Here is a 17,265-nt window from a genome sequence, read left to right as displayed (position 1 = left end):
ACGGTGTCGCTGCGTGTTTCGGAAAGTCCCGGACAGCGATTCCGGTAAGTCGCGGACAGTGATTTCAGAAAGTCCCGGACAGGCATTTCGCTAAGTCCCGGACAGTTTGTGCGGTTGGTCATTGGGTGCGCCGGTTTGGCATGAACGTCCCCGCAAGCGGAGCTTGGAGGGACCATGCCGAGACGGAAGCAACCGAGACGAGCGGACGTGAAGGACATCAGATCGATATTGCGGCTGACCCATGAGAGTGGGCTCTCGGTGCGCGAAGTGTCGGAGCGGCTTGGGCTAAGCAAGTCGACCGTGTCGACTTACCTGCTGCGGGCGCGTGAGGCGGGGCTGGACAGTTGGCCGATGCCAGATGACGGCGGCGATGAGGCTGCGCTGGAGCGCAAACTCTTCCGGCAAATGGGACGGCCGCCGCGGGATACGAGCGAGCCGGACTGGCAACTGGTCTCCCGTGAGATGAAGCGCAAAAGCGTGACGCTGCTGTTGTTGTGGCAGGAATACCGCGAGGCTCATCCCGACGGCTTTGGCTACACCTGGTTCTGTGACAAGTTCGGCGCGCACGAGAAGCGCGCCCACCCGACCTATCGGCATCGGCATGCCGCCGGTGCGGTGATGCAGACTGATTACGCCGGTCAAACGATCCCGTTGATCGACCCCGGCACCGGCGAGATCCACCAAGCACAGCTGTTCGTCGCGGTGCTTGGGGCCTCGAGCTACACCTTTGCGGTGGCGAGCCTGCACCAGCGGCTGCCTGACTGGATTGAGGGCCAGGTCCGGGCGCTGGAGTACTTCGGCGGAGTGCCCGCTTCCATTGTCTGCGACAATCTCAAGGCGGGGGTGGCCAAGGCGCTATGGTTCGAACCGACCCTGACTACGACCTTTGCTGCGATGGCAGAGCATTACGACACGACGGTCCTGCCGACCCGGCCGGCGAAGCCGAGGGATAAGGGGAAGATCGAGGGCGCGGTGCTGATCGCGGAAAGGTGGATCATCGCGCGCTTGCGCAATCGGCAGTTCTTCGACCTGGCGGTGCTCAATGCCGAGATCGGCCACTTGCTCGAAGTTCTCAATGGCAAGACGATGCGTCACGTCGGTCGTTCGCGCCGCGAGCTGTTCGAGGAGATCGAACGCGCGGCGCTCAAGGCGCTGCCGGTTACCCCGTTCGAATACGCTGAATGGAAGAGCGCCAAGGTTCATCCCGATTACCACGTTGCCGTCGACCGCAACTTTTACTCGGTTCCGCATGGTCTGATCGGCCGCAAGGTCGATGTGCGGCTGACCCAGCGGGTGGTTGAGATCTTCCAGGATCACAAACGGGTCGCCAGCCATGTTCGCAGTTCGCAGCGCGGGTTCCACATCACCGTCAACGCCCACATGCCCAAGGCTCACCAGCGTTATGCCGACCGGACGCCGGCATCGCTGATCGAGCGCGCGGCCAGGATGGGCACCAACGTGGCGGTCATGGTCGAGCGCATGATGCGTGATCGGCGCCATCCCGAGCAGGGTTATCGCTCGGCGATGGGCATCCTCTCGCTAGGGCGCGGCTATGGCCATGTCCGTCTCGATGCGGCCTGTGACCGCGCGCTGGCAATCGAGGCCACCACATATGCCTCGGTCCTCTCGATCCTCAAATCCGGGCTGGATCAGGCCAGTCCTGCCCAAGAACCGATCCGGCCAGCTCCATCGCACGGCAACATCCGCGGTGGGGTCTACTATCAGTGAAAGGAAGCGACGATCATGCTGACACACCCCATGTTGGACCAGATGCAGACGCTGGGGCTCGCCGGGATGGCGAGTGCTTACCGTGAACTTGCCGAACAGGCGGGAAGCGAAGGGCTCGCCCGGGACGAATGGCTCGGGCTGATGCTCGATCGGGAGATGGCGATGCGCTGTGACAAGCGGCTCGCCAACCGGCTTACGGCCGCGCGACTACGATTCAGCGACGCCTGTATCGAGAACATCGACTTCGCCGCGCACCGCAAGCTGGATCGCCGCAGCGTCCTGGCGCTTGCGCAGGGCGACTGGCTCAAGGCGCATGAACATCTAATCATTACAGGGCCAACCGGTACGGGGAAAACCTGGTTGGGGTGTGCGTTCGCCCGTCAGGCAGCCCGGCTCGACTACTCGGTACTCTACGTTCGCATGCCCCGACTGTTCGAAGATCTGGCAATGGCCCGGCTCGACGGCCGCTTCCCGCGCCTGATCGACAAACTCACCCGCATCCAACTGCTCGTGCTCGACGACTGGGGCAGCCATGGGCTGACCGAGCAGCAGCGCGGCGATCTGCTTGAAATCTGCGAGGAGCGCTACAAGCGTAAATCCACCTTGATTACGGCTCAGTTACCGGTCGCTCAGTGGCACGAAATGATCGGTGCCCCCACGATCGCTGACGCCATCCTCGACCGCCTGGTACACAATGCCCACCGCATAACACTCGAAGGCGACAGCATGCGCAAAACCCGACCCGCGCCCCTCTTGACCGACATAGAGAAAGCCGAAATCATAACCGCCTGAACCACAACAAGGCACCTATGACCAAACTGCGCCGACTGTCCGGGACTTAGCGAAACGCCTGTCCGCGATTTTGTGAAACGGCTGTCCAGAACTTCTGAAATACGCAGTGTCGCGGGAGCATGGTATCGCTTGTAGACCTTGGCGCCATCGCGTTGCTTCTCGGCAAGCTTGAACGATGGCTGGAAAAAGTTCACGAACAGGCGGGCAGCCGTGTACAATTCCGCTAACGCGCCGGTGGCTGCCAGGCCCTCGAACCGGCGATAGCCCGTCAGGCGCCGAACGACGGAACCGTTTTTCTGCTCAACCCAGGCCTGATCATTCTTGCGATAAGGACGGCAGCGGGTGAACGCGATCCCATGAGCCACGCAATAATCGCGCACCGTCTCGTTAATAAATACGCTGTCGTTGTCAGAGTCGAATCCCAGCAAGGGGAAAGGCATCAGCCTGCGCAGTTCGGTAAGCACAGCCACCAGCAGCGTCTGCTCGCGCACCAGCAACGGTGCGCATTCAGTCCAGCCCGTTGCGATGTCGGTTAAAGTGAACGTCCAGGCCCAGCTACCTTTTGCTGCCGGTCCGCTGTGCGAAACCAGATCGACCTCCATGTGCCCCGGCGCCGGATCACCCCAGTCGTCGAATGTACGGATCGGTACGCTGCGCCGGAGCTACGTTCCAGATACGCCACGCCGCCGTTTTTTCGTCTGGCCTGCCTCGCGTATGGCGCGCAGTGAGCGGTCGATCGTCGCCGCGCTCATCCGGAACAGACTGGCCTTGACCTGCGGCGCCAGATCGAGGTGACCATGACCTTCCATCGCTTCGACAAGGATCGGAATGAGCGGCTTAAGCCGCTTGCCGCATAAACGGTCGCTCGCCTCCCACAACACCACTAGTGCAGTGCGCACAGCCTCATCGTAGACCCTGCGCCCGACACGCCCAGGAGTTCGGTCCGATGCCTCCTGCCGGAGAACCCGCATCGCATGTTTGCGATGGAAACCCGTGACCGCAACGAACTCGTCGAGCACCTTGCCTTTACTTGACCGATCGCATGCCCGGTATCGAGCGCCGACCGCCTCGATCAATTCTTTCCGCGTTGCCATGCTCACCTTCCTCATCGTTCCCTCCCAACCGTTGCCGGGAGCAGTCTAGATGAGGCAACAGCCCGTCACTCAGGAGCAAAAACGGTGAGGCAATGCGGATCATCATCCAATTTGTCGCGCTACAGCTCGACCGCCCGTTCAAACGATGATCGCCTTTATCGACGAGCATCGCGATGCCTATGGGGTCGAGCCGATCTGCCGGGTTCTGCCGATCGCCCCATCCACCTATCACGAGCGCCTTGCCAAGCGGCGAGACCCGGCTTTGCAATCCGCTCGCGTCCGGCGGGATAAAGAGCTGAAGCCCGAAGTTCTGCGGGTCTTTGCCGAGAACTTCGGCGTCTACGGTGTGCGCAAAGTATGGCGGCAGATGAAGCGCGAGGGCTTCGATGTTGCACGCTGCACCGTGCAGCGGTTGATGCGAGATCTTGGTCTTCAAGGGGTGATCCGGGGCAAGCCGGTGCGTACCACGATCGCGGACAAGACCGCGCCATGCCCGCTCGATCAGGTCAATCGCCAGTTCCATGCTCCGGCGCCGAACATGCTCTGGGTTTCCGACTTCACGTATGTCGCTACCTGGGCGGGGTTCGTCTACGTCGCCTTCGTGATCGACGTCTACGCCCGTTACATTGTGGGTTGGCGGGTCAGCAGGACAGCACACGCCAGCTTCGTGCTGGATGCGCTGGAGCAGGCTATCCACGACCGACGGCCCGTTCACCGGGGCGGCTTGGTCCATCACAGCGACCGCGGATCACAATACGTGTCCATCAAGTACACTGAACGTCTCGCTGAAGCCGGCATCGAGCCATCTGTCGGCAGCGTCGGCGACAGCTACGACAACGCTTTGGCCGAGACGATCAACGGCCTTTACAAGGCCGAAGTGATCCACCGTCGAGGACCTTGGCGCTCGTTCGAAGCCGTCGAATACGCCACGCTGGAATGGGTCGACTGGTTCAACAACAGGCGCCTGCTGGAGCCGATCGGAAACATTCCGCCGGTCGAAGCCGAGCAACGTTACTACGCTATGCTGGACGACGTCCCGCTAGCTGCCTAATTTAAGAAAACTGGCCTCCGGCAATCTCGGGGCGGTTCAGCTATCTGGGTTTGTACACCCGTAACCGGACAGTCACCTACCGGCCATCACAGGCTCTGAAGTCCGGTAAGCAGACGGTCAGCACCTGGGGATGGAAAATCGACCGCTGAACGGCCGATTTGGGTGTGCGCCGTGCAAAGGCGGCACTTTCTAGTGGGTGAGAGGCCCACCCGGCGATGCTCCAGCCGGAAGCAACCGGGGCAGGCGTGGAGGTGACGAAATGTCTGAAGCCCCCGGATAACGGTCACGTAGGTGACCGTGCGAGCGTACAGGCCGTAACGTGAGTGAACGCTGAGCAATCCTCGAAAAGGACGATGTGCAGGCCGACCCGTTAACCCTTACGGGGAAGGTTGATATGGACGGGCGAGTTTGAGCGACGTTGAACCCGTCTGCTGCACCGGGGTAGTGGCGACAGCATGTACGCAAGGAAAGTGCTCGCAACACGGGAAGCCCCATCGCGTGCCGGGTGATCGGCAACTGGACGCCCGCGAGGGAGGGAAGGGCGCAATGGGGTGGCGGAGAGGCCCGTAGTACCGAGGAAGCCGGGTAATGTCGGTGGAGGGAAGGAGCCTCAGTTCAAGATGAACGCAGCAAGTGGTGAGGGGCAGGAGATTGGGTAACCTATCAACTCCGATAAGCGTCCAGAAACTGCAGAAGGCGTTGCACGCGAAAGCGAAGGCAGAAGTCGGCTATCGGTTCTACGCGCTGTACGACAAGATTAGCCGCAATGACATTCTGGCTCATGCCTATGCCCAGTGTCGTTCCAACAGGGGCGCGCCGGGTGTGGATGGTCAGGACTTTGCGGGTATCGAGGACTACGGCGTCGAGCGATGGCTGGCGGAACTGGCGCTTGCGCTCAAAGAGGAGACGTACCGACCGGAACCGATCAGACGGGTCTACATACCAAAAGCCAACGGCAAACTCAGGCCGCTGGGCATTTCCACCGTGCGGGATCGGGTCTGCATGACGGCAGCGATGCTGGTGCTGGAACCGATCTTTGAAGCCGACCTCCCACCCGAGATCTACGCCTACCGAGCCGGGCGCAACGCCCAGCAGGCCGTGGTCGAGGTGGAGGAGCAACTGTTCTATGGCCGACCGGATGTCGTGGACGCCGACCTTGCCGACTACTTCGGCAGCATCCCCCACCTTGAGCTGATGAAATCGGTATCGCGCCGGATCGTTGATCCGCGCGTTCTGCATCTGATCAAATCCTGGCTGGAATGCGCTGTCGAAGAAACGGATGACAAGGGCAGGAAGACACGAACGACGCAGGCCCGCGATCAGCGGCGCGGCATCCCGCAAGGATCACCCATCTCACCACTGCTGGCAAATCTCTACATGCGCCGGTTCGTTTTGGGGTGGCGGAAGCTCGGTCTTGGGCAACGTCTAGGCGCGCGGCTCGTCACCTATGCTGATGATCTCGTGATCCTGTGTGCGAAGGGCAATGCGGAAGCTGCGCTAGATCACATGCGCAGGATCATGGAAAAGCTGAAGCTGACAGTGAATGAGGAAAAGACACGTATCTGTAAGGTGCCGGACGAGACGTTCGACTTTCTGGGATACACGTTTGGTCGGATGTACTCCGCGAAAACCGGCAAAGCCTACATGGGCCACCGGCCATCAAAGAAAAGCATCCAGCGCGTGATCGCTACGACCCACGAGCTGACAGACCGAGCGCGTACATGGCAGGATACCACATACCTTGTGGCCAAGATGAACCGGGTGCTGCGCGGATGGGCCAACTACTTCTCGGTTGGAACCACGAGCAGGGCATATCGGGCTATCGACAGTTACACAGTGGTGCGGTTGCGCCGGTGGCTGCGGGCCAAGCACAAGACCAGACGAAAGCGCGAGGGAGCCTATCACGACCCTGAGCTGTACGAGCGCTTCGGCCTCGTACGTCTGGCGAACTTGGCCGCAGCCCGCCGTGGGTGAAGGCGTGATATCTTGTCCGAGAGCCGGATGCGGGAGATCTGCACGTCCGGTTCGATGAGCAGGGAGTGGAAACGGATCGTCTGGCAAGCCCCACAGGCGCGCCGCACGACACCGCGCCACTTCCTGACTCTACCGCGAGCCGCCGATACCATCGCTCGCTTTTAGAGACAGGCTCCCCGGCAACGGTATCTCATTCATTCAATGGCTAGCCTCCGCGGCTTGGTTAGCTGCTATTGGTGGCAGCTTTCAACTCATTCGCGGCCAGCCACGGCCGTTCGATCCTTGCAGGCTTGTGATTCGAACGGCCTCTTTCATTGTCGATATGATGCAGCATCGACATTGTGAGGCGCACATAGATGGACACAGTCACAACAGACCGGATTCTTCGCCGTCAGGCAGTTTTAGCGCTTACTGGTTTCTCAGCATCGACCCTCTACCGCAAGATTGAGGATGGAACTTTTCCTCGCCAATTGCGAATTTCGACGCGCTGCAGTGGATGGCGCGAGAGTGCCGTCAAAGCTTGGATCGATGCTCTCGAGGATGACTGAAAGCTGGCGTGCATCAAGTCTGGGGGATTGTCTGAAAATCAGCCAGCATTGGAACCAGACCGCTCGGCATCATCAAGGTAATTGGCCCACCAAACCATCATCTTGCGGCGGTGAGTGAGGTAACGGGCAGAGTTATAAGCTGCACGAACTCCTCGCGCCGCGTGCGCCAGTTGAAACTCGATCCAATCAGGCTCGAACAGTCCCGACTCGTTCAACACTGTGCTGGCTAGGCCCCGGAAGCCGTGGACGGTAGCTTTGCCGCGCAGGCCGACGCGATACATTACGTCAAGCATGCGGTTCTCGCTGATGACGAGTGATTTCGAATAGTGAACCGGGAAGAGGAAGGTGCCGAGCTTCTCGTTGCCAGCGGCAAGATAAACATTCCGTTCCCGAATTTCGTTCAGCAGCGTAATCGCTTGCGGGGGCAGGGGCACGATGTGCTCGGTACTCATTTTCATCCGCTCGGGCGGTATACGCCAGATCGGCTCATCGGAGCCGAGGCCCTCGAATTCCGCCCACTGCGCGAAACGGGTTTCCTGTGTCCGCACCATCGTCAGCATCGTCCAGCGAAGCGCAAGGTGACTGGTCCGGTCTCCTCCGTCCAAGTTCAGCTTTTTGAAGAACTCCGGTAGGTCCTTCGCTGCGACCTTGGCGTGATGCTTCACTGGCGCTGGTTTGGCCATGCCAGGGGCCAGATCGCGACAAGGATCGCTCTCACATCGGCCATCCGGAATGGCGTAGCGAAAAACCTCGCTGCAGTGGTTCCGCACCCTATGCGCCATTTCGACAGAGCCGCGGGCCTGAATGGCGCGAAAAGCTTCCAGCATCTGGCGAGGGGTGATGGTCGCGATCGGCAACGCCCCGACGAACGGGAAGATATCCGCCTCTAACCTGCGCATCGTTATCGCCGCATAGCGCGGCGTCCACGCTACCTTGCGGGTATCGAACCACTCCCGTGCAACCGTTTCGAACGATTCGCCGATGTTCGCTATGTCGTTGGTGGAGGAACCCGGCTCCAGATTGTGCGGAGTAGCTGTCGGTGCCAAGCCCAGGGTTAATTGAGCTTTGACGGTATCGCGCCACGCCCGGGCAAGTTTGACGGTGACGTCAGGATAGTGGCCGCCGGTAAGGAACTTCTGTTTTCCGTCCACCCGAACCGCGAGGCCCCAGACCTTCTTGCCAGTTGGGTGGATGGTTACGAACAACCCCTTGCTGTCCGATTTCTTGTACGCGGCCTTTTCGGGCTTCAATGCGCGTAGGGCGATGTCTGTCAGCATGGGGCCTCCGATCGCGAAGTGTTGGTTGGTTTTCGCCTTAATGTTGGTTGTTGGTTTGGGTGTTGGTTGAATGTTGGTTTCTGTTGGTTGCAACCAACAAATAACCAACAAAGGCCTCGTGACGCAAGGCGACGCCATGGCACAGTAAGGTGCGGAAGGGCGCTGATTTATCAGGATAAAGCGCGGTGCAATGAGCCAGAATGGCTCCGTGTGAGACACCGTGGAAAAGGAAAATGGTCGGGGAGACAGGATTCGAACCTGCGACATCTTGCTCCCAAAGCAAGCGCGCTACCGGGCTGCGCCACTCCCCGACGCGCCGATGCCCTTAGGTTCCGCCGCTTTATAGCGCAAGCGCTTATTGCACTAAGTGGCGGCAGGTGACGGAACGACTCGGGAACGCGGTAAACCAGTCCCGAAATAGTCCCGAACATGATTCATGATCTGTTCCGCGTCCGTGAACTGCGTAGGTCGTACCCTCCAAGCCGACACTGCACCAATCCTACGGAAGCAGTTGGGGCGACTCTCCGGGTGGTGATACGCTGCTCTCATGAGCACTGCCGAAAGCCTCCGTCAGACAAACGAGGATGACGTCACCGAAGCGCTCAAGGGCGCCTACGTGTCGTTGCCCCTGACGACTGCGGCCGAGGTGCTGGAGGCGTTCAACCTCATCCTCGATGCGAAGCTGGGCGAGGGGGCTGGCGAGGTCGAGTGACCACCGACGAAGCTCTCGCCATAATCGATGAGACGGCAGACCGGGCGTTCGAGGTTCGCGGGGCAAACGACAGGGTTGTCGCCGCCTTGAAGCACCTGACCGATCTCGGCATCGAGCGCGAGACGCTGGTGTGGTTCTGGGAATCGCTCAAGGGCGAGAACGACATCGGGCGCGATCAGAACGCAAACGCATCTCGGAACAGGATCAGGCATCTAGTGGGGCAGTTGCGGCGGGAACCCCACTGATGTAGGATTCGGCGGCTGCGGCGGGCCATTGGCCGCCGATGGAGTAGGGGCCAGCAAGTCGCAAGCTAGGCTGGTTTACGAAACGTCCCATGTGCGTCTCTCCGCTTGCGAAGGGGAGATCGCCGCAGCAAGCACCCCCTCTGCAAAGGGAAACGAAGTGGTCGAGGCCGCCGCTGTGCAAGAAGGCCTATTCCACCGCCCGAGCCCTTGCATCATGCTCCCGAATTGCATCGACCTTCGCTGCGCACTTGTTGAACGCCTTGATGTAGATGCCGCGGCTCTCGATGATCGAGGCCACCGTTTCCTGCGGAACGTCCTGTACGGTGCAGCGCTCCATCAGCCCAGCGGGGATGCCCTCGTACGCCAGCGGAGGCGCAGAGGCGATCTCACTTTTGCTGTTCGAGCAGGCGGCGCAGGTCAGCAGGCAAGCGACGAGACATGAGTTCACGAACTTCCGCATTGCTTTCCTCCAACTGTTCGATCTGCGCTGAGAGCGCGGTGTTCTGGCCATCGATCAGCGTGAGCTTGTCCTGAAGAAGGATCACGTTGCGCTGTTCGAGGTCGCGCAGCTGGTCGCGGCGCTTCATGTAGGTGACCCAGCCTTTGTTCGCCTCGGCGAGGTCGCCGATATAGCGATCCTTCGCCGCGATCTGATCGTTCTGGCGCTGGATATGTAGGTAACCGATTATCCCGGCTCCGACGCCGCAGACGGCGAGCACACCGACCATGGCGAACAGTTCGGACTTGATCGGGGTTAGTAGATTTCCGAGCCACTTCACGGCCGTTCCTCCTCTTGGGCCTTGGCGGCCTCCACGCGCTTGTCGGTATTGGCGCGGAGCTTGATGCCGAGGCGTTCGTAGACGATGCGCTCCAGCAGCCGGATCGACACGTTCGCCCCAAGCCAGCCAAATATGCCAACGATGAAGCCGGTCCAGAGCGGGTCGATCTTCATGGCCTGGCACAGCAGCATCACGAGGAAGCCGACCAGACCGGACGAGGCGATCTCGGTCAGGGCACGCCAGGCGTTCAGCGGGTTACCCTTGTCGTTTTCGCGCATGACGTAGCCTAGGCCGCCCGCGATGCCCGCCAGCAGGCCATAGCCGAGCGAGGTGAGCCAGTCGGAAAGCGAGAAGTGTTCCACCCGTCACTTGCTCCCATAGAGCTTCGCCTCGTCGGCGCGGCGGTTGACGAGGCCTTGCATAACTTTCCCGGCCGCCTTGTTCCAGACGGCGAACTGCGCTGCGGCACCGGCGTAGTCGCCTGCCACATGCTTCTTGAGCAGCGTGGACTTGAGGAAGTTCGCGACACCGATGTTGTAGGCCAACGACACCATCGCATCGAACTGACGCTGCGTCGTCGGCGCGCTGCCGATGCCCTTGCGGACGGCGGGGGCGGCCTCCTCCTCGATATGGGAGGCGAAACGCTGCTGGGCCTTCTCCCTTGTCCAGATGGTGCCCTGCTTCACGTCGGTGCCGGTGCTGCCCCAGCCGATCGTCCACGGTGCTCCGCCGGTCGCCGGGTCGGGATACGCCTGCACCCGGCCATCGCCGAGGTCTTTCTTGTAGCCTTCCCACTTCTTGATGAGCGTTTCGCCTTCCGGGCCGAGATGAAGGATGGTGGGCATGCGCGGTGCTCCAAATGCGTCTAGGAGATTGTCGAAGGCGAGGACGTTGCCGAGATCATTGAACAGGCCGCGGCGCGAGATCGCGCGCACTGCATCGAATGCGGACTGACGGGGGTCTACCTCTGGCACTTCAGCCCCCTATGCCTTCGCGCATCAGGTCCATCCAGTGATCGGCGGTGGCGAGGGTCATCAGCCGACCTCCGCAGCCAGCATATCTACGCCGACACTTTGCAAGACTTCGTTCCAATGGAGTCCGTCCTCAGTGAGATTGCCGTTGTTGATGCCGGGAGTGGTAGGCGCGACGTAAAATGGCTCAAGGCTCATATCGATCGGGTATTTGCCCTGAATGTCAACGAAGGGCATCTTGAGCAGCTTGGCGACTTCGATGACGGCCTGTCGCTTGCGTTCGTGGTTGGCGGGCAGCGAGAACGGATTTGAGGCGTCACCTCGCTGCTGCGGAAGGTCAGTGATCCAGACGATCAGCGTCTTTTGTACCGCCGCCAGCTTTGCCGACTTCTGCGCCTCCGTATCGCCGCCGACGATCCCGGCGCGCGTGCGGATATCCTTGTAGAAATCGCGCAGCTTGGCCCCGGTGATGTAAATGTATTCGATGAACGAAAGACCGGTTGGGGTGGCAGGGTAGGGCGCTGTGGGAATGGTTTTAACTGCCTCGCCTGCTACGCCGTTGGGGCTGGACGCGGAGAAGGTTCCTACACTGCCTGCCGCGCCTGCATCGTTACCTCCCGGCAGGATGACAATCATGCGCGGATTGGGAAGCGCGCTGGTGACGGTGCTCAGATAGGTATCCGCCGAAGTGGTCTGCACCGTTGCGCCGGGGAGCCCGAGTTGCTGAACAGAGCAGCCAAAGCGATTTTCAAGCAGCGTCCGATAGGTTGGGTACTGCGTCGAACTGCGGCTGTCAGGGATGGTCCCGATGTTTGCAGTGGGCGCGATGACCGGGGCGCCGGTCGCAGGCTGCTGAATGAGGTACTGGAACGTTGCTGGGTACGCAGCCGCATGGCAAAGGTGGACGGAAACCGCCGTATCAGGAACCTCGAAAGTGCCCTTGAACTGCGTAAACGAACCGGAGCCGAGAACCGAACCGACAACAGTTCCGCTGCCGTCAACGGCAGAAATCAGGCTCATGCTGTTACTGCCGCGCGCCTCATACGCGATGTAACGTTTGCCCTCACCGGCAGCGCGCATCGTCAGGCGGGAAGGGGTGCGTCTCCAGTTGGCATCGGCATTAGGCGTCGTGCCCGTAGACGTGACGAAGCCGTTGGCGGTGATGTACGTCTTGAGGTTGTCGCCCACCGCGATTTCAAGCGTGGACGGAGCAGCCAGCCCGGTTGATGCCGCAGGACCGTACTTGATCGTGTTCGGCATCGTCGGGGAGGTTGCCGCAGCGCCCAGCGCGCCGGGGTTTCCAGCGGACATTTGCGCGAACTGCGCTGCGGGTTGGGTTAGCGCGCCGCTCGCCAATGTCTGCGAGTTGTTGACGGTATAAGTGCCAGTTCCGCCAGTGCCGGTGCCAAGCGCCGTGATGATCGTCCCGGCCGACGCGCCGCCAACCACAGAACCTACCGAAAGCGTGCCTGACGCGATCGCCGTGACCGTCAGCGTCGTTCCGAAAATCGACCCGGTATAAGCAGCCGCTCCTGGGACGATGGCGTTGATCGTGTTGCGCGTATTGGCCGCTGTCCCCAGAACCCGACCCGCATAGGCGCCCGACGCATCGGTGTAGCGAAGGATAGAAACGGTCGTCGAGGCATAGGCGTCATAGCTAATCTGGTAGCCCGGAGTTACCTTGATCGGGTCCGAATTGATCCAGTTGGGGTCGGCCACCAGCACGGGCGGCGATGCGTTATTGTAGTAGCCCGGTGAGCGCAGCAGCGTGAACAGGTTGCCGTTGCCCATCAGCCCCGCATCGGGTTGGCCGTCGAGGAACTTGGCGGGCTTCACCGCTACGAGAAGCCGCTGAGATCCTTGCGTGGCGCGGGCAGACAGGGCAGCCCACGCGGCATTCGACGGGATAGCTGGGATGGTGTTGACGTAAGCGTCATTGCTCGATGCTGCCACGCCCGAAATAAGCGCAAAAGCGCTGGTATAGTAGGCGATAGAATAGGCCCCGGTGCCTCCCTGCAGGTTGATTTCGGCAAGGTTGATCTCGTCCAGATCAAGGTAGCCGGTGTTGACGTAGACGCCGGGGGTTGTCGTCGTGTCGATGCGGCCATTGTCAGAACGCACGAAGCCGGGGAAGACGAAGTACTTGGCGAAAGTGGCGTTGGAAAGGTTGGTGGATTGTGCTTGTGCCTCCCCCGCCCATCCCTTCGCGCTCTTGCTCGTCGGGTCGAGCGGGTCGGGTGCGGTGGGGGATTGGGCCCAGGATTCGGCCGCATCTACAACCTTCTCAGCGCCAGCGGAGACAAAGACCTTTACTTGGTCTCCGGTGGGATCGAGAACGGGAGACGGTGATCCTGCCACATTGCTGTAGAGGTCAAGCGTCGAGCCGTCGGTGGAGATCGCCCAATAGCTGGATGCCTGGGCAATCCGGGCGGCAACAGTGGCGGTCGGTACAACGGCGCCAGTGATGGATCCGCTGCCGTAGCTCAGCGTCGGCGCGGTGGTGTCGGTGCTGATACCGGGGCTGGTGATCTCGTAGGACGCGATTTTGCCATCAAGCCCGATCGAGTATTCCCATGAAAAACCGTTTGGCCCCCCCGTCACGCCGCCAGCATACGTACCGGGCGTGCCACCAGAGCCGGTGGTAATGCCGTCGTTCGAAAGATTGATTACGCCCTGTGGGACAGTGCTCGCATAGGTGTTCGGATAGACGGCCTCACCGTTGACGACCGTCTTGCTCCCGGCCTCGACGATTGCGCGGTCAGCAGCAACCTGGGCGGCATCTATCGCAACCTGCTCGGCCGCTGCCACTGCAGCATTGCTTAACTGGACGGCGTCGAGATCTTCGGAGAGCGCGACGAAAGCGATCTGGGCATTCTGCCTGAGGTTGATCGCGGCGCCGCCATCGCTCGAATCGATCGGCGTTCGGATGAACTGCCCCGTCGCGGACATGAAGGTGCCGCGACCGAACTCCCATGCATCTCCATCTTGGATCGAATAGCTGTAGACCTCGCCGTTCGTCAGCGCCTCGAAGCCGCGATATCCCGCAACCGATGATCCCAGCGTGATCGCGCCGGTTCCAGTGCTATTCGAAGTGATTTTTACCAGGTCGACAAGCGTTGAAGCCATGAGCGCAATACCTCCGTAATCTAGGATACGGGTTGGCGATCAGGCGGCCATCAGATGCCCCATGCCCTCCAGCGGAAGCCACCAGCGCGGTCATGTGAGCCCGAGCCTTGATCGGATTGCACGAACAGTCGGATCGAGGTTGTGGTCGCGGAAATCTCCTGGAAGGTGGTATCCCCGTCGTTGCTGCTGGTCGTGTTACGCGTCATCGCGGTCATGCCGAGGAACTCGTTCGGGAAGCCTCCGAAGGGGAAGGTGAAGGTGATGGCAAACTCACCGCCGCTGCTGATCGGACCCGCATAGATGCCGCCCATTTCGATGTATCCGTCGGGGCTAGTGCGCTTCCAGTTGCCGGAGGTGTCCCGCTCGAACGACTGGGTGCCATATTTGACCCAGTTCTCGGGCGAATAACCATCAGGGTCCGTCGTGTTGTTGTCCACGGTCGAAACCCAGCGATTGCGAGGGTCTACCATCGAGGTGAGGATGGCGCCCTTGGGGTAGCCGCCGATCGCGACCGAGAAACCCGCATTGAACAGGGAGGGGCCGCCAGCGGCTAGCCAGCGCAGGGCCGCCGTCATCTGGTTGAACAGGCCATTGAAGTCCGCGCCGCTCGGAGGAATGCCGCCGCTCGCGACAGGCTGAAACGTCTCGGGCGGAAACCCATCAAACAGGCTGGCAGGCGCGTCGGAAGTCGTAGGCGTTTGATGCGCCTGCGGAATCTGACGGATGTAGCTCGCGCCGGCGTTGTTCGCGAACGGAATATTGAAGCGGGCGGGAAGATCACTCTGCTGCATCAGGGTTGCTCGACTGTGAAGGAAACGCCGATGGGCTTCGGCAGGGCACCGGACTGGGAGACGATCGCGTAATCGACCTTGGATAGGGGCGCGCCGAACACGTAGGTGATCGTCATGTCGAGGTTGTCCCGCACGTAGACGTTCCCGTGGTCCGGAAAGAGAGCCATGAGGATGGCGTTGATCGCCGGGATCGAGGCGTCGGTGATATTGAGCGCGGCCTTAGCCATGATCAGGCGTCGGAACGCATCATCGCTGAGCTTGTAGTTGGGCGTGAAGTTGCCGCCCCCGTAGAAGATGCCCTCGCCGAACGGGAAGGCGTCGCTGGCTTCCGAGAATCCCAGATAGTCTTCATCCGAGACATATAGCGCGCGCGTGACGCCGACGATGCGACCCCAGATGTCGAGGCCGAAGCCTTGAGCGTCGTCGATGTTCCAGACAGCGTCGTAGAAGGCGTTGAAGAACGCCTGCGGGTCGAGCGCTTGGCTGAAAGCGTCGATGAGCGCGATCATCACCGGGCTATTCGCGTATTGCGAGAGAAGCACCTGACGGCCGTTGAAAAACAGCGCTTGGCCACCATCGTCGGTCCCGGTGAAGCCGAGCGGTTGACTGACGAAGGGGACGAGAGTGGTCATGTGAGGGTCAGCGAGATGTTGTCGGCGGAGATCGTGGGCATGCGATCAATCGGAACGTCGACCTCGGATCCGGTCGGGCTCGCTGCGGTGCCAATGCTGATCGAGACGACCTGCGACCATGCTCCAGCTGACTGAACGGCCGTTGCGAAGCGGAGGGCATAGATTTTGCCGCCGATGCGCGCGCGAGGAAGCCCGTCGCCACCGTTGAAGGCGCTGACGACGGCCGTGCGGATGGCGTCCTGCGCATCGGCAGGGACAAGGCCGTTGTCTGCGATCGAGATCGCGATGAAGATCGGGAGCGGCGTGGCGCGCTGGAATTTGACCGGGTAGGTTGGATAGGGCGGGCTATACCCGGAAGCGCGGTCGGCGACGTTGATGGTCGTCCCTCCGGTGTAAGCGCAACCCGGCTGCTTCTTCGACCAGATCGCCGCGGCGACATCGACGTCGAGGCCGCCGTAGACCGCCACGTAGAGCGAGCTCGGGGCGATATCGACGGTGCCCTCGGTTCGGACGTCGTCGGTGTCGTTTTCGGTGACGAAGGCGTCCACCACGCCGTCTACCGACAGGACCGCGCCGCGCACGGCGGGAAGGATGCCCGTCGCATTCACGGCGACCGAGGCGGATCGGCGCTGCTCGAACTCGGCGGGGGTTTCAGCCATGCGGCCGACGACGCCGTCGGCGGGGTTCGTGATCGAATCCCAGCCGGGGACGACTCGGTAGATCGTGTTCAGCGTCCCGGCCGGGCAAGCGATCGGACCCGTCGTGATCGCCTGGAAGGTGGCACTGATGCTTCCGGTGCTCGGGATCGTGATCGACGAAAGGCACTGGTAGATCGTGCCGTCGCTGGCCTGCGCGAGAGAGCCAGCCGGGATCAGGGTGCCGTCCGCGCCAGTGCAGAGCACGCCGACGACAGTAGCGCGGGCCGAGATGCGGGTCTGGTAATAAATCCGGCCGATCCCATCCTGCATGCGGCCGCTCGTGAACGCCGGGTCAATCAGGTTCACGTACTGCAACAGCAGATCGTTGCGCGCGCCGATGATCGCGGTGAGCGCGGCGACGAGCTGGCCTTGCCCGGTCGCGTCGCTCTCATTGAGGCCGCCGCCGAACGCGGCTTGGAAATCTGCCCAGACGCCAGCCTTGACGGCCGATTCTGCAGGGACAGACAGGCCGGTGGCAGCGAACACGGGGGAGGGGACGTTGCTCATATTGTCGCCACTCCGCGCGAGAACTGGACCTGGCCGCCGAACGAGCGGGGCGTGAGCTCGTTGAGATAGACCGTGGCATCGCCGACGCCGGGCACGCGCTTGGCTGCCGTCACGAGCGACTGCTTCAGCAGCTGGACCGGGGCAGGGCGGCCGAGAATGTCGAAGAAGGCGATGCCACGGGTGGTGTCGTAGTAGCACTCGCCCTCGAACACGCGGCACTCCGACGCCACGTCCTGCTCGATGCTGTAAGGATCATCGGCAACGGCTATGTTGCCGTTTGCATCTAGCGCCAAATCCCAGTTCGCGCGGTCGAGGAGAAGGGTCGTCGTCATCGTAATCT

16 protein-coding genes, 1 tRNA gene, 2 pseudogenes and 1 other annotated feature are annotated in these 17,265 nt (G+C 61.3%); of the genes and pseudogenes, 7 read left to right on the top strand and 12 right to left on the bottom strand.

Annotation, left to right across the window (positions count from 1 at the left end; genetic code table 11):
- Positions 1-174: 174 nt before the first annotated feature.
- The gene (istA, locus tag BES08_RS05990) at positions 175-1,728 is read left to right on the top strand and encodes an IS21 family transposase (RefSeq protein ID WP_069707813.1); all 1,554 of its coding nucleotides are present in this window, start codon (positions 175-177) and stop codon (positions 1,726-1,728) included.
- Between the two features lie 15 nt (positions 1,729-1,743).
- The gene (gene istB, locus BES08_RS05985) at positions 1,744-2,520 is read left to right on the top strand and encodes an IS21-like element helper ATPase IstB (RefSeq protein ID WP_069707812.1); all 777 of its coding nucleotides are present in this window, start codon (positions 1,744-1,746) and stop codon (positions 2,518-2,520) included.
- Positions 2,521-2,627: 107 nt separating this feature from the next.
- On the opposite strand, the pseudogene BES08_RS05980 reads toward istB, so the two are convergent.
- Positions 2,628-3,629 (bottom strand): annotated as a pseudogene (locus BES08_RS05980) (integrase catalytic domain-containing protein); the annotation flags it as partial.
- 89 nt (positions 3,630-3,718) lie between these two features.
- Positions 3,719-3,834, top strand: a sequence feature (AL1L pseudoknot).
- On the opposite strand from BES08_RS05980, the pseudogene BES08_RS05975 reads away from it, so the two are divergent.
- From BES08_RS05975 to BES08_RS31665, 3 genes and pseudogenes are all read left to right on the top strand, one after another.
- Positions 3,727-4,665 (top strand): annotated as a pseudogene (locus BES08_RS05975) (IS3 family transposase); the annotation flags it as partial. (Overlaps the previous feature by 108 nt.)
- Before the next feature lie 651 nt (positions 4,666-5,316).
- On the top strand, positions 5,317-6,639 hold the full coding sequence (ltrA, locus tag BES08_RS05970; protein ID WP_069707810.1) for a group II intron reverse transcriptase/maturase: 1,323 nt from the start codon (positions 5,317-5,319) through the stop codon (positions 6,637-6,639).
- 356 nt (positions 6,640-6,995) lie between these two features.
- Positions 6,996-7,187, top strand: a complete 192-nt coding sequence (locus BES08_RS31665; RefSeq protein ID WP_083274596.1) for a helix-turn-helix transcriptional regulator — start codon at positions 6,996-6,998, stop codon at positions 7,185-7,187.
- Between the two features lie 38 nt (positions 7,188-7,225).
- Here BES08_RS31665 and BES08_RS05965 read toward each other — a convergent pair whose 3' ends face one another.
- Positions 7,226-8,464, bottom strand: coding sequence for a tyrosine-type recombinase/integrase (locus BES08_RS05965; protein ID WP_069707809.1), 1,239 nt, complete (start codon positions 8,462-8,464; stop codon positions 7,226-7,228).
- Between the two features lie 234 nt (positions 8,465-8,698).
- Positions 8,699-8,775 (bottom strand) — tRNA-Pro (locus BES08_RS05960).
- A 236-nt stretch (positions 8,776-9,011) separates the two neighbouring features.
- Between BES08_RS05960 and BES08_RS32695 the strand changes: the two genes are divergently transcribed.
- Positions 9,012-9,176 carry a hypothetical protein gene (locus BES08_RS32695; protein ID WP_156799780.1) on the top strand — a complete coding sequence of 55 codons (165 nt, stop codon included), beginning with the start codon at positions 9,012-9,014 and terminating at the stop codon, positions 9,174-9,176.
- Positions 9,173-9,421, top strand: a complete 249-nt coding sequence (locus BES08_RS05955; RefSeq protein WP_069707808.1) for a hypothetical protein — start codon at positions 9,173-9,175, stop codon at positions 9,419-9,421. Before BES08_RS32695 ends, BES08_RS05955 begins: the two co-directional genes overlap by 4 nt.
- A 187-nt stretch (positions 9,422-9,608) precedes the next feature.
- On the opposite strand, the gene BES08_RS34850 is transcribed toward BES08_RS05955, so the two are convergent.
- Genes BES08_RS34850 through BES08_RS05915 form a run of 9 tightly spaced genes read right to left on the bottom strand, consistent with a single transcriptional unit; the run spans position 9,609 to position 17,257 of the window.
- Positions 9,609-9,758, bottom strand: coding sequence for a hypothetical protein (locus tag BES08_RS34850; protein ID WP_156799779.1), 150 nt, complete (start codon positions 9,756-9,758; stop codon positions 9,609-9,611).
- Positions 9,759-9,807: 49 nt separating this feature from the next.
- Positions 9,808-10,200 carry a hypothetical protein gene (locus BES08_RS05950; protein ID WP_156799778.1) on the bottom strand — a complete coding sequence of 131 codons (393 nt, stop codon included), beginning with the start codon at positions 10,198-10,200 and terminating at the stop codon, positions 9,808-9,810.
- Entirely contained in the window at positions 10,197-10,562 is a 366-nt protein-coding gene (locus tag BES08_RS05945; RefSeq protein ID WP_069707806.1) for a phage holin family protein, read from the bottom strand. Before BES08_RS05945 ends, BES08_RS05950 begins: the two co-directional genes overlap by 4 nt.
- A 3-nt stretch (positions 10,563-10,565) precedes the next feature.
- Complete coding sequence (locus tag BES08_RS05940; RefSeq protein ID WP_231958177.1) at positions 10,566-11,174, bottom strand: lysozyme; 609 nt, start codon at positions 11,172-11,174, stop codon at positions 10,566-10,568.
- Positions 11,175-11,234: 60 nt separating this feature from the next.
- Positions 11,235-14,297, bottom strand: coding sequence for a GDSL-type esterase/lipase family protein (locus BES08_RS05935; protein WP_069707805.1), 3,063 nt, complete (start codon positions 14,295-14,297; stop codon positions 11,235-11,237).
- Between the two features lie 50 nt (positions 14,298-14,347).
- On the bottom strand, positions 14,348-15,088 hold the full coding sequence (locus tag BES08_RS05930) for a gp53-like domain-containing protein (RefSeq protein WP_069707804.1): 741 nt from the start codon (positions 15,086-15,088) through the stop codon (positions 14,348-14,350).
- Positions 15,088-15,720 carry a DUF2612 domain-containing protein gene (locus BES08_RS05925; RefSeq protein ID WP_083274594.1) on the bottom strand — a complete coding sequence of 211 codons (633 nt, stop codon included), beginning with the start codon at positions 15,718-15,720 and terminating at the stop codon, positions 15,088-15,090. Before BES08_RS05925 ends, BES08_RS05930 begins: the two co-directional genes overlap by 1 nt.
- Complete coding sequence (locus BES08_RS05920; RefSeq protein ID WP_069707803.1) at positions 15,717-16,925, bottom strand: baseplate J/gp47 family protein; 1,209 nt, start codon at positions 16,923-16,925, stop codon at positions 15,717-15,719. Before BES08_RS05920 ends, BES08_RS05925 begins: the two co-directional genes overlap by 4 nt.
- The gene (locus tag BES08_RS05915; RefSeq protein ID WP_069707802.1) at positions 16,922-17,257 is read right to left on the bottom strand and encodes a hypothetical protein; all 336 of its coding nucleotides are present in this window, start codon (positions 17,255-17,257) and stop codon (positions 16,922-16,924) included. Before BES08_RS05915 ends, BES08_RS05920 begins: the two co-directional genes overlap by 4 nt.
- Between the last annotated feature and the right edge of the window lie 8 nt (positions 17,258-17,265).

Origin of the sequence: Novosphingobium resinovorum, from assembly GCF_001742225.1 — a bacterium.
Taxonomy (GTDB): domain Bacteria; phylum Pseudomonadota; class Alphaproteobacteria; order Sphingomonadales; family Sphingomonadaceae; genus Novosphingobium; species Novosphingobium resinovorum_A.
Note: the sequence above shows the minus strand (reverse complement) of the source record. Positions and strands in the feature narration are given on the sequence as shown.

What these genes read in the sequence shown, in the direction of transcription:
- BES08_RS05920 (WP_069707803.1), bottom strand. Translation starts at nt 16,925, where the DNA reads ATGAGCAACGTCCCCTCCCCCGTGTTCGCTGCCACCGGCCTGTCTGTC.
- istA (WP_069707813.1), top strand. Translation starts at nt 175, where the DNA reads ATGCCGAGACGGAAGCAACCGAGACGAGCGGACGTGAAGGACATCAGA.
- BES08_RS05925 (WP_083274594.1), bottom strand. Translation starts at nt 15,720, where the DNA reads ATGACCACTCTCGTCCCCTTCGTCAGTCAACCGCTCGGCTTCACCGGG.
- BES08_RS32695 (WP_156799780.1), top strand. Translation starts at nt 9,012, where the DNA reads ATGAGCACTGCCGAAAGCCTCCGTCAGACAAACGAGGATGACGTCACC.
- BES08_RS05935 (WP_069707805.1), bottom strand. Translation starts at nt 14,297, where the DNA reads ATGGCTTCAACGCTTGTCGACCTGGTAAAAATCACTTCGAATAGCACT.
- BES08_RS05915 (WP_069707802.1), bottom strand. Translation starts at nt 17,257, where the DNA reads ATGACGACGACCCTTCTCCTCGACCGCGCGAACTGGGATTTGGCGCTA.
- BES08_RS05965 (WP_069707809.1), bottom strand. Translation starts at nt 8,464, where the DNA reads ATGCTGACAGACATCGCCCTACGCGCATTGAAGCCCGAAAAGGCCGCG.
- BES08_RS05930 (WP_069707804.1), bottom strand. Translation starts at nt 15,088, where the DNA reads ATGCAGCAGAGTGATCTTCCCGCCCGCTTCAATATTCCGTTCGCGAAC.
- BES08_RS34850 (WP_156799779.1), bottom strand. Translation starts at nt 9,758, where the DNA reads ATGGAGCGCTGCACCGTACAGGACGTTCCGCAGGAAACGGTGGCCTCG.
- istB (WP_069707812.1), top strand. Translation starts at nt 1,744, where the DNA reads ATGCTGACACACCCCATGTTGGACCAGATGCAGACGCTGGGGCTCGCC.
- BES08_RS31665 (WP_083274596.1), top strand. Translation starts at nt 6,996, where the DNA reads ATGGACACAGTCACAACAGACCGGATTCTTCGCCGTCAGGCAGTTTTA.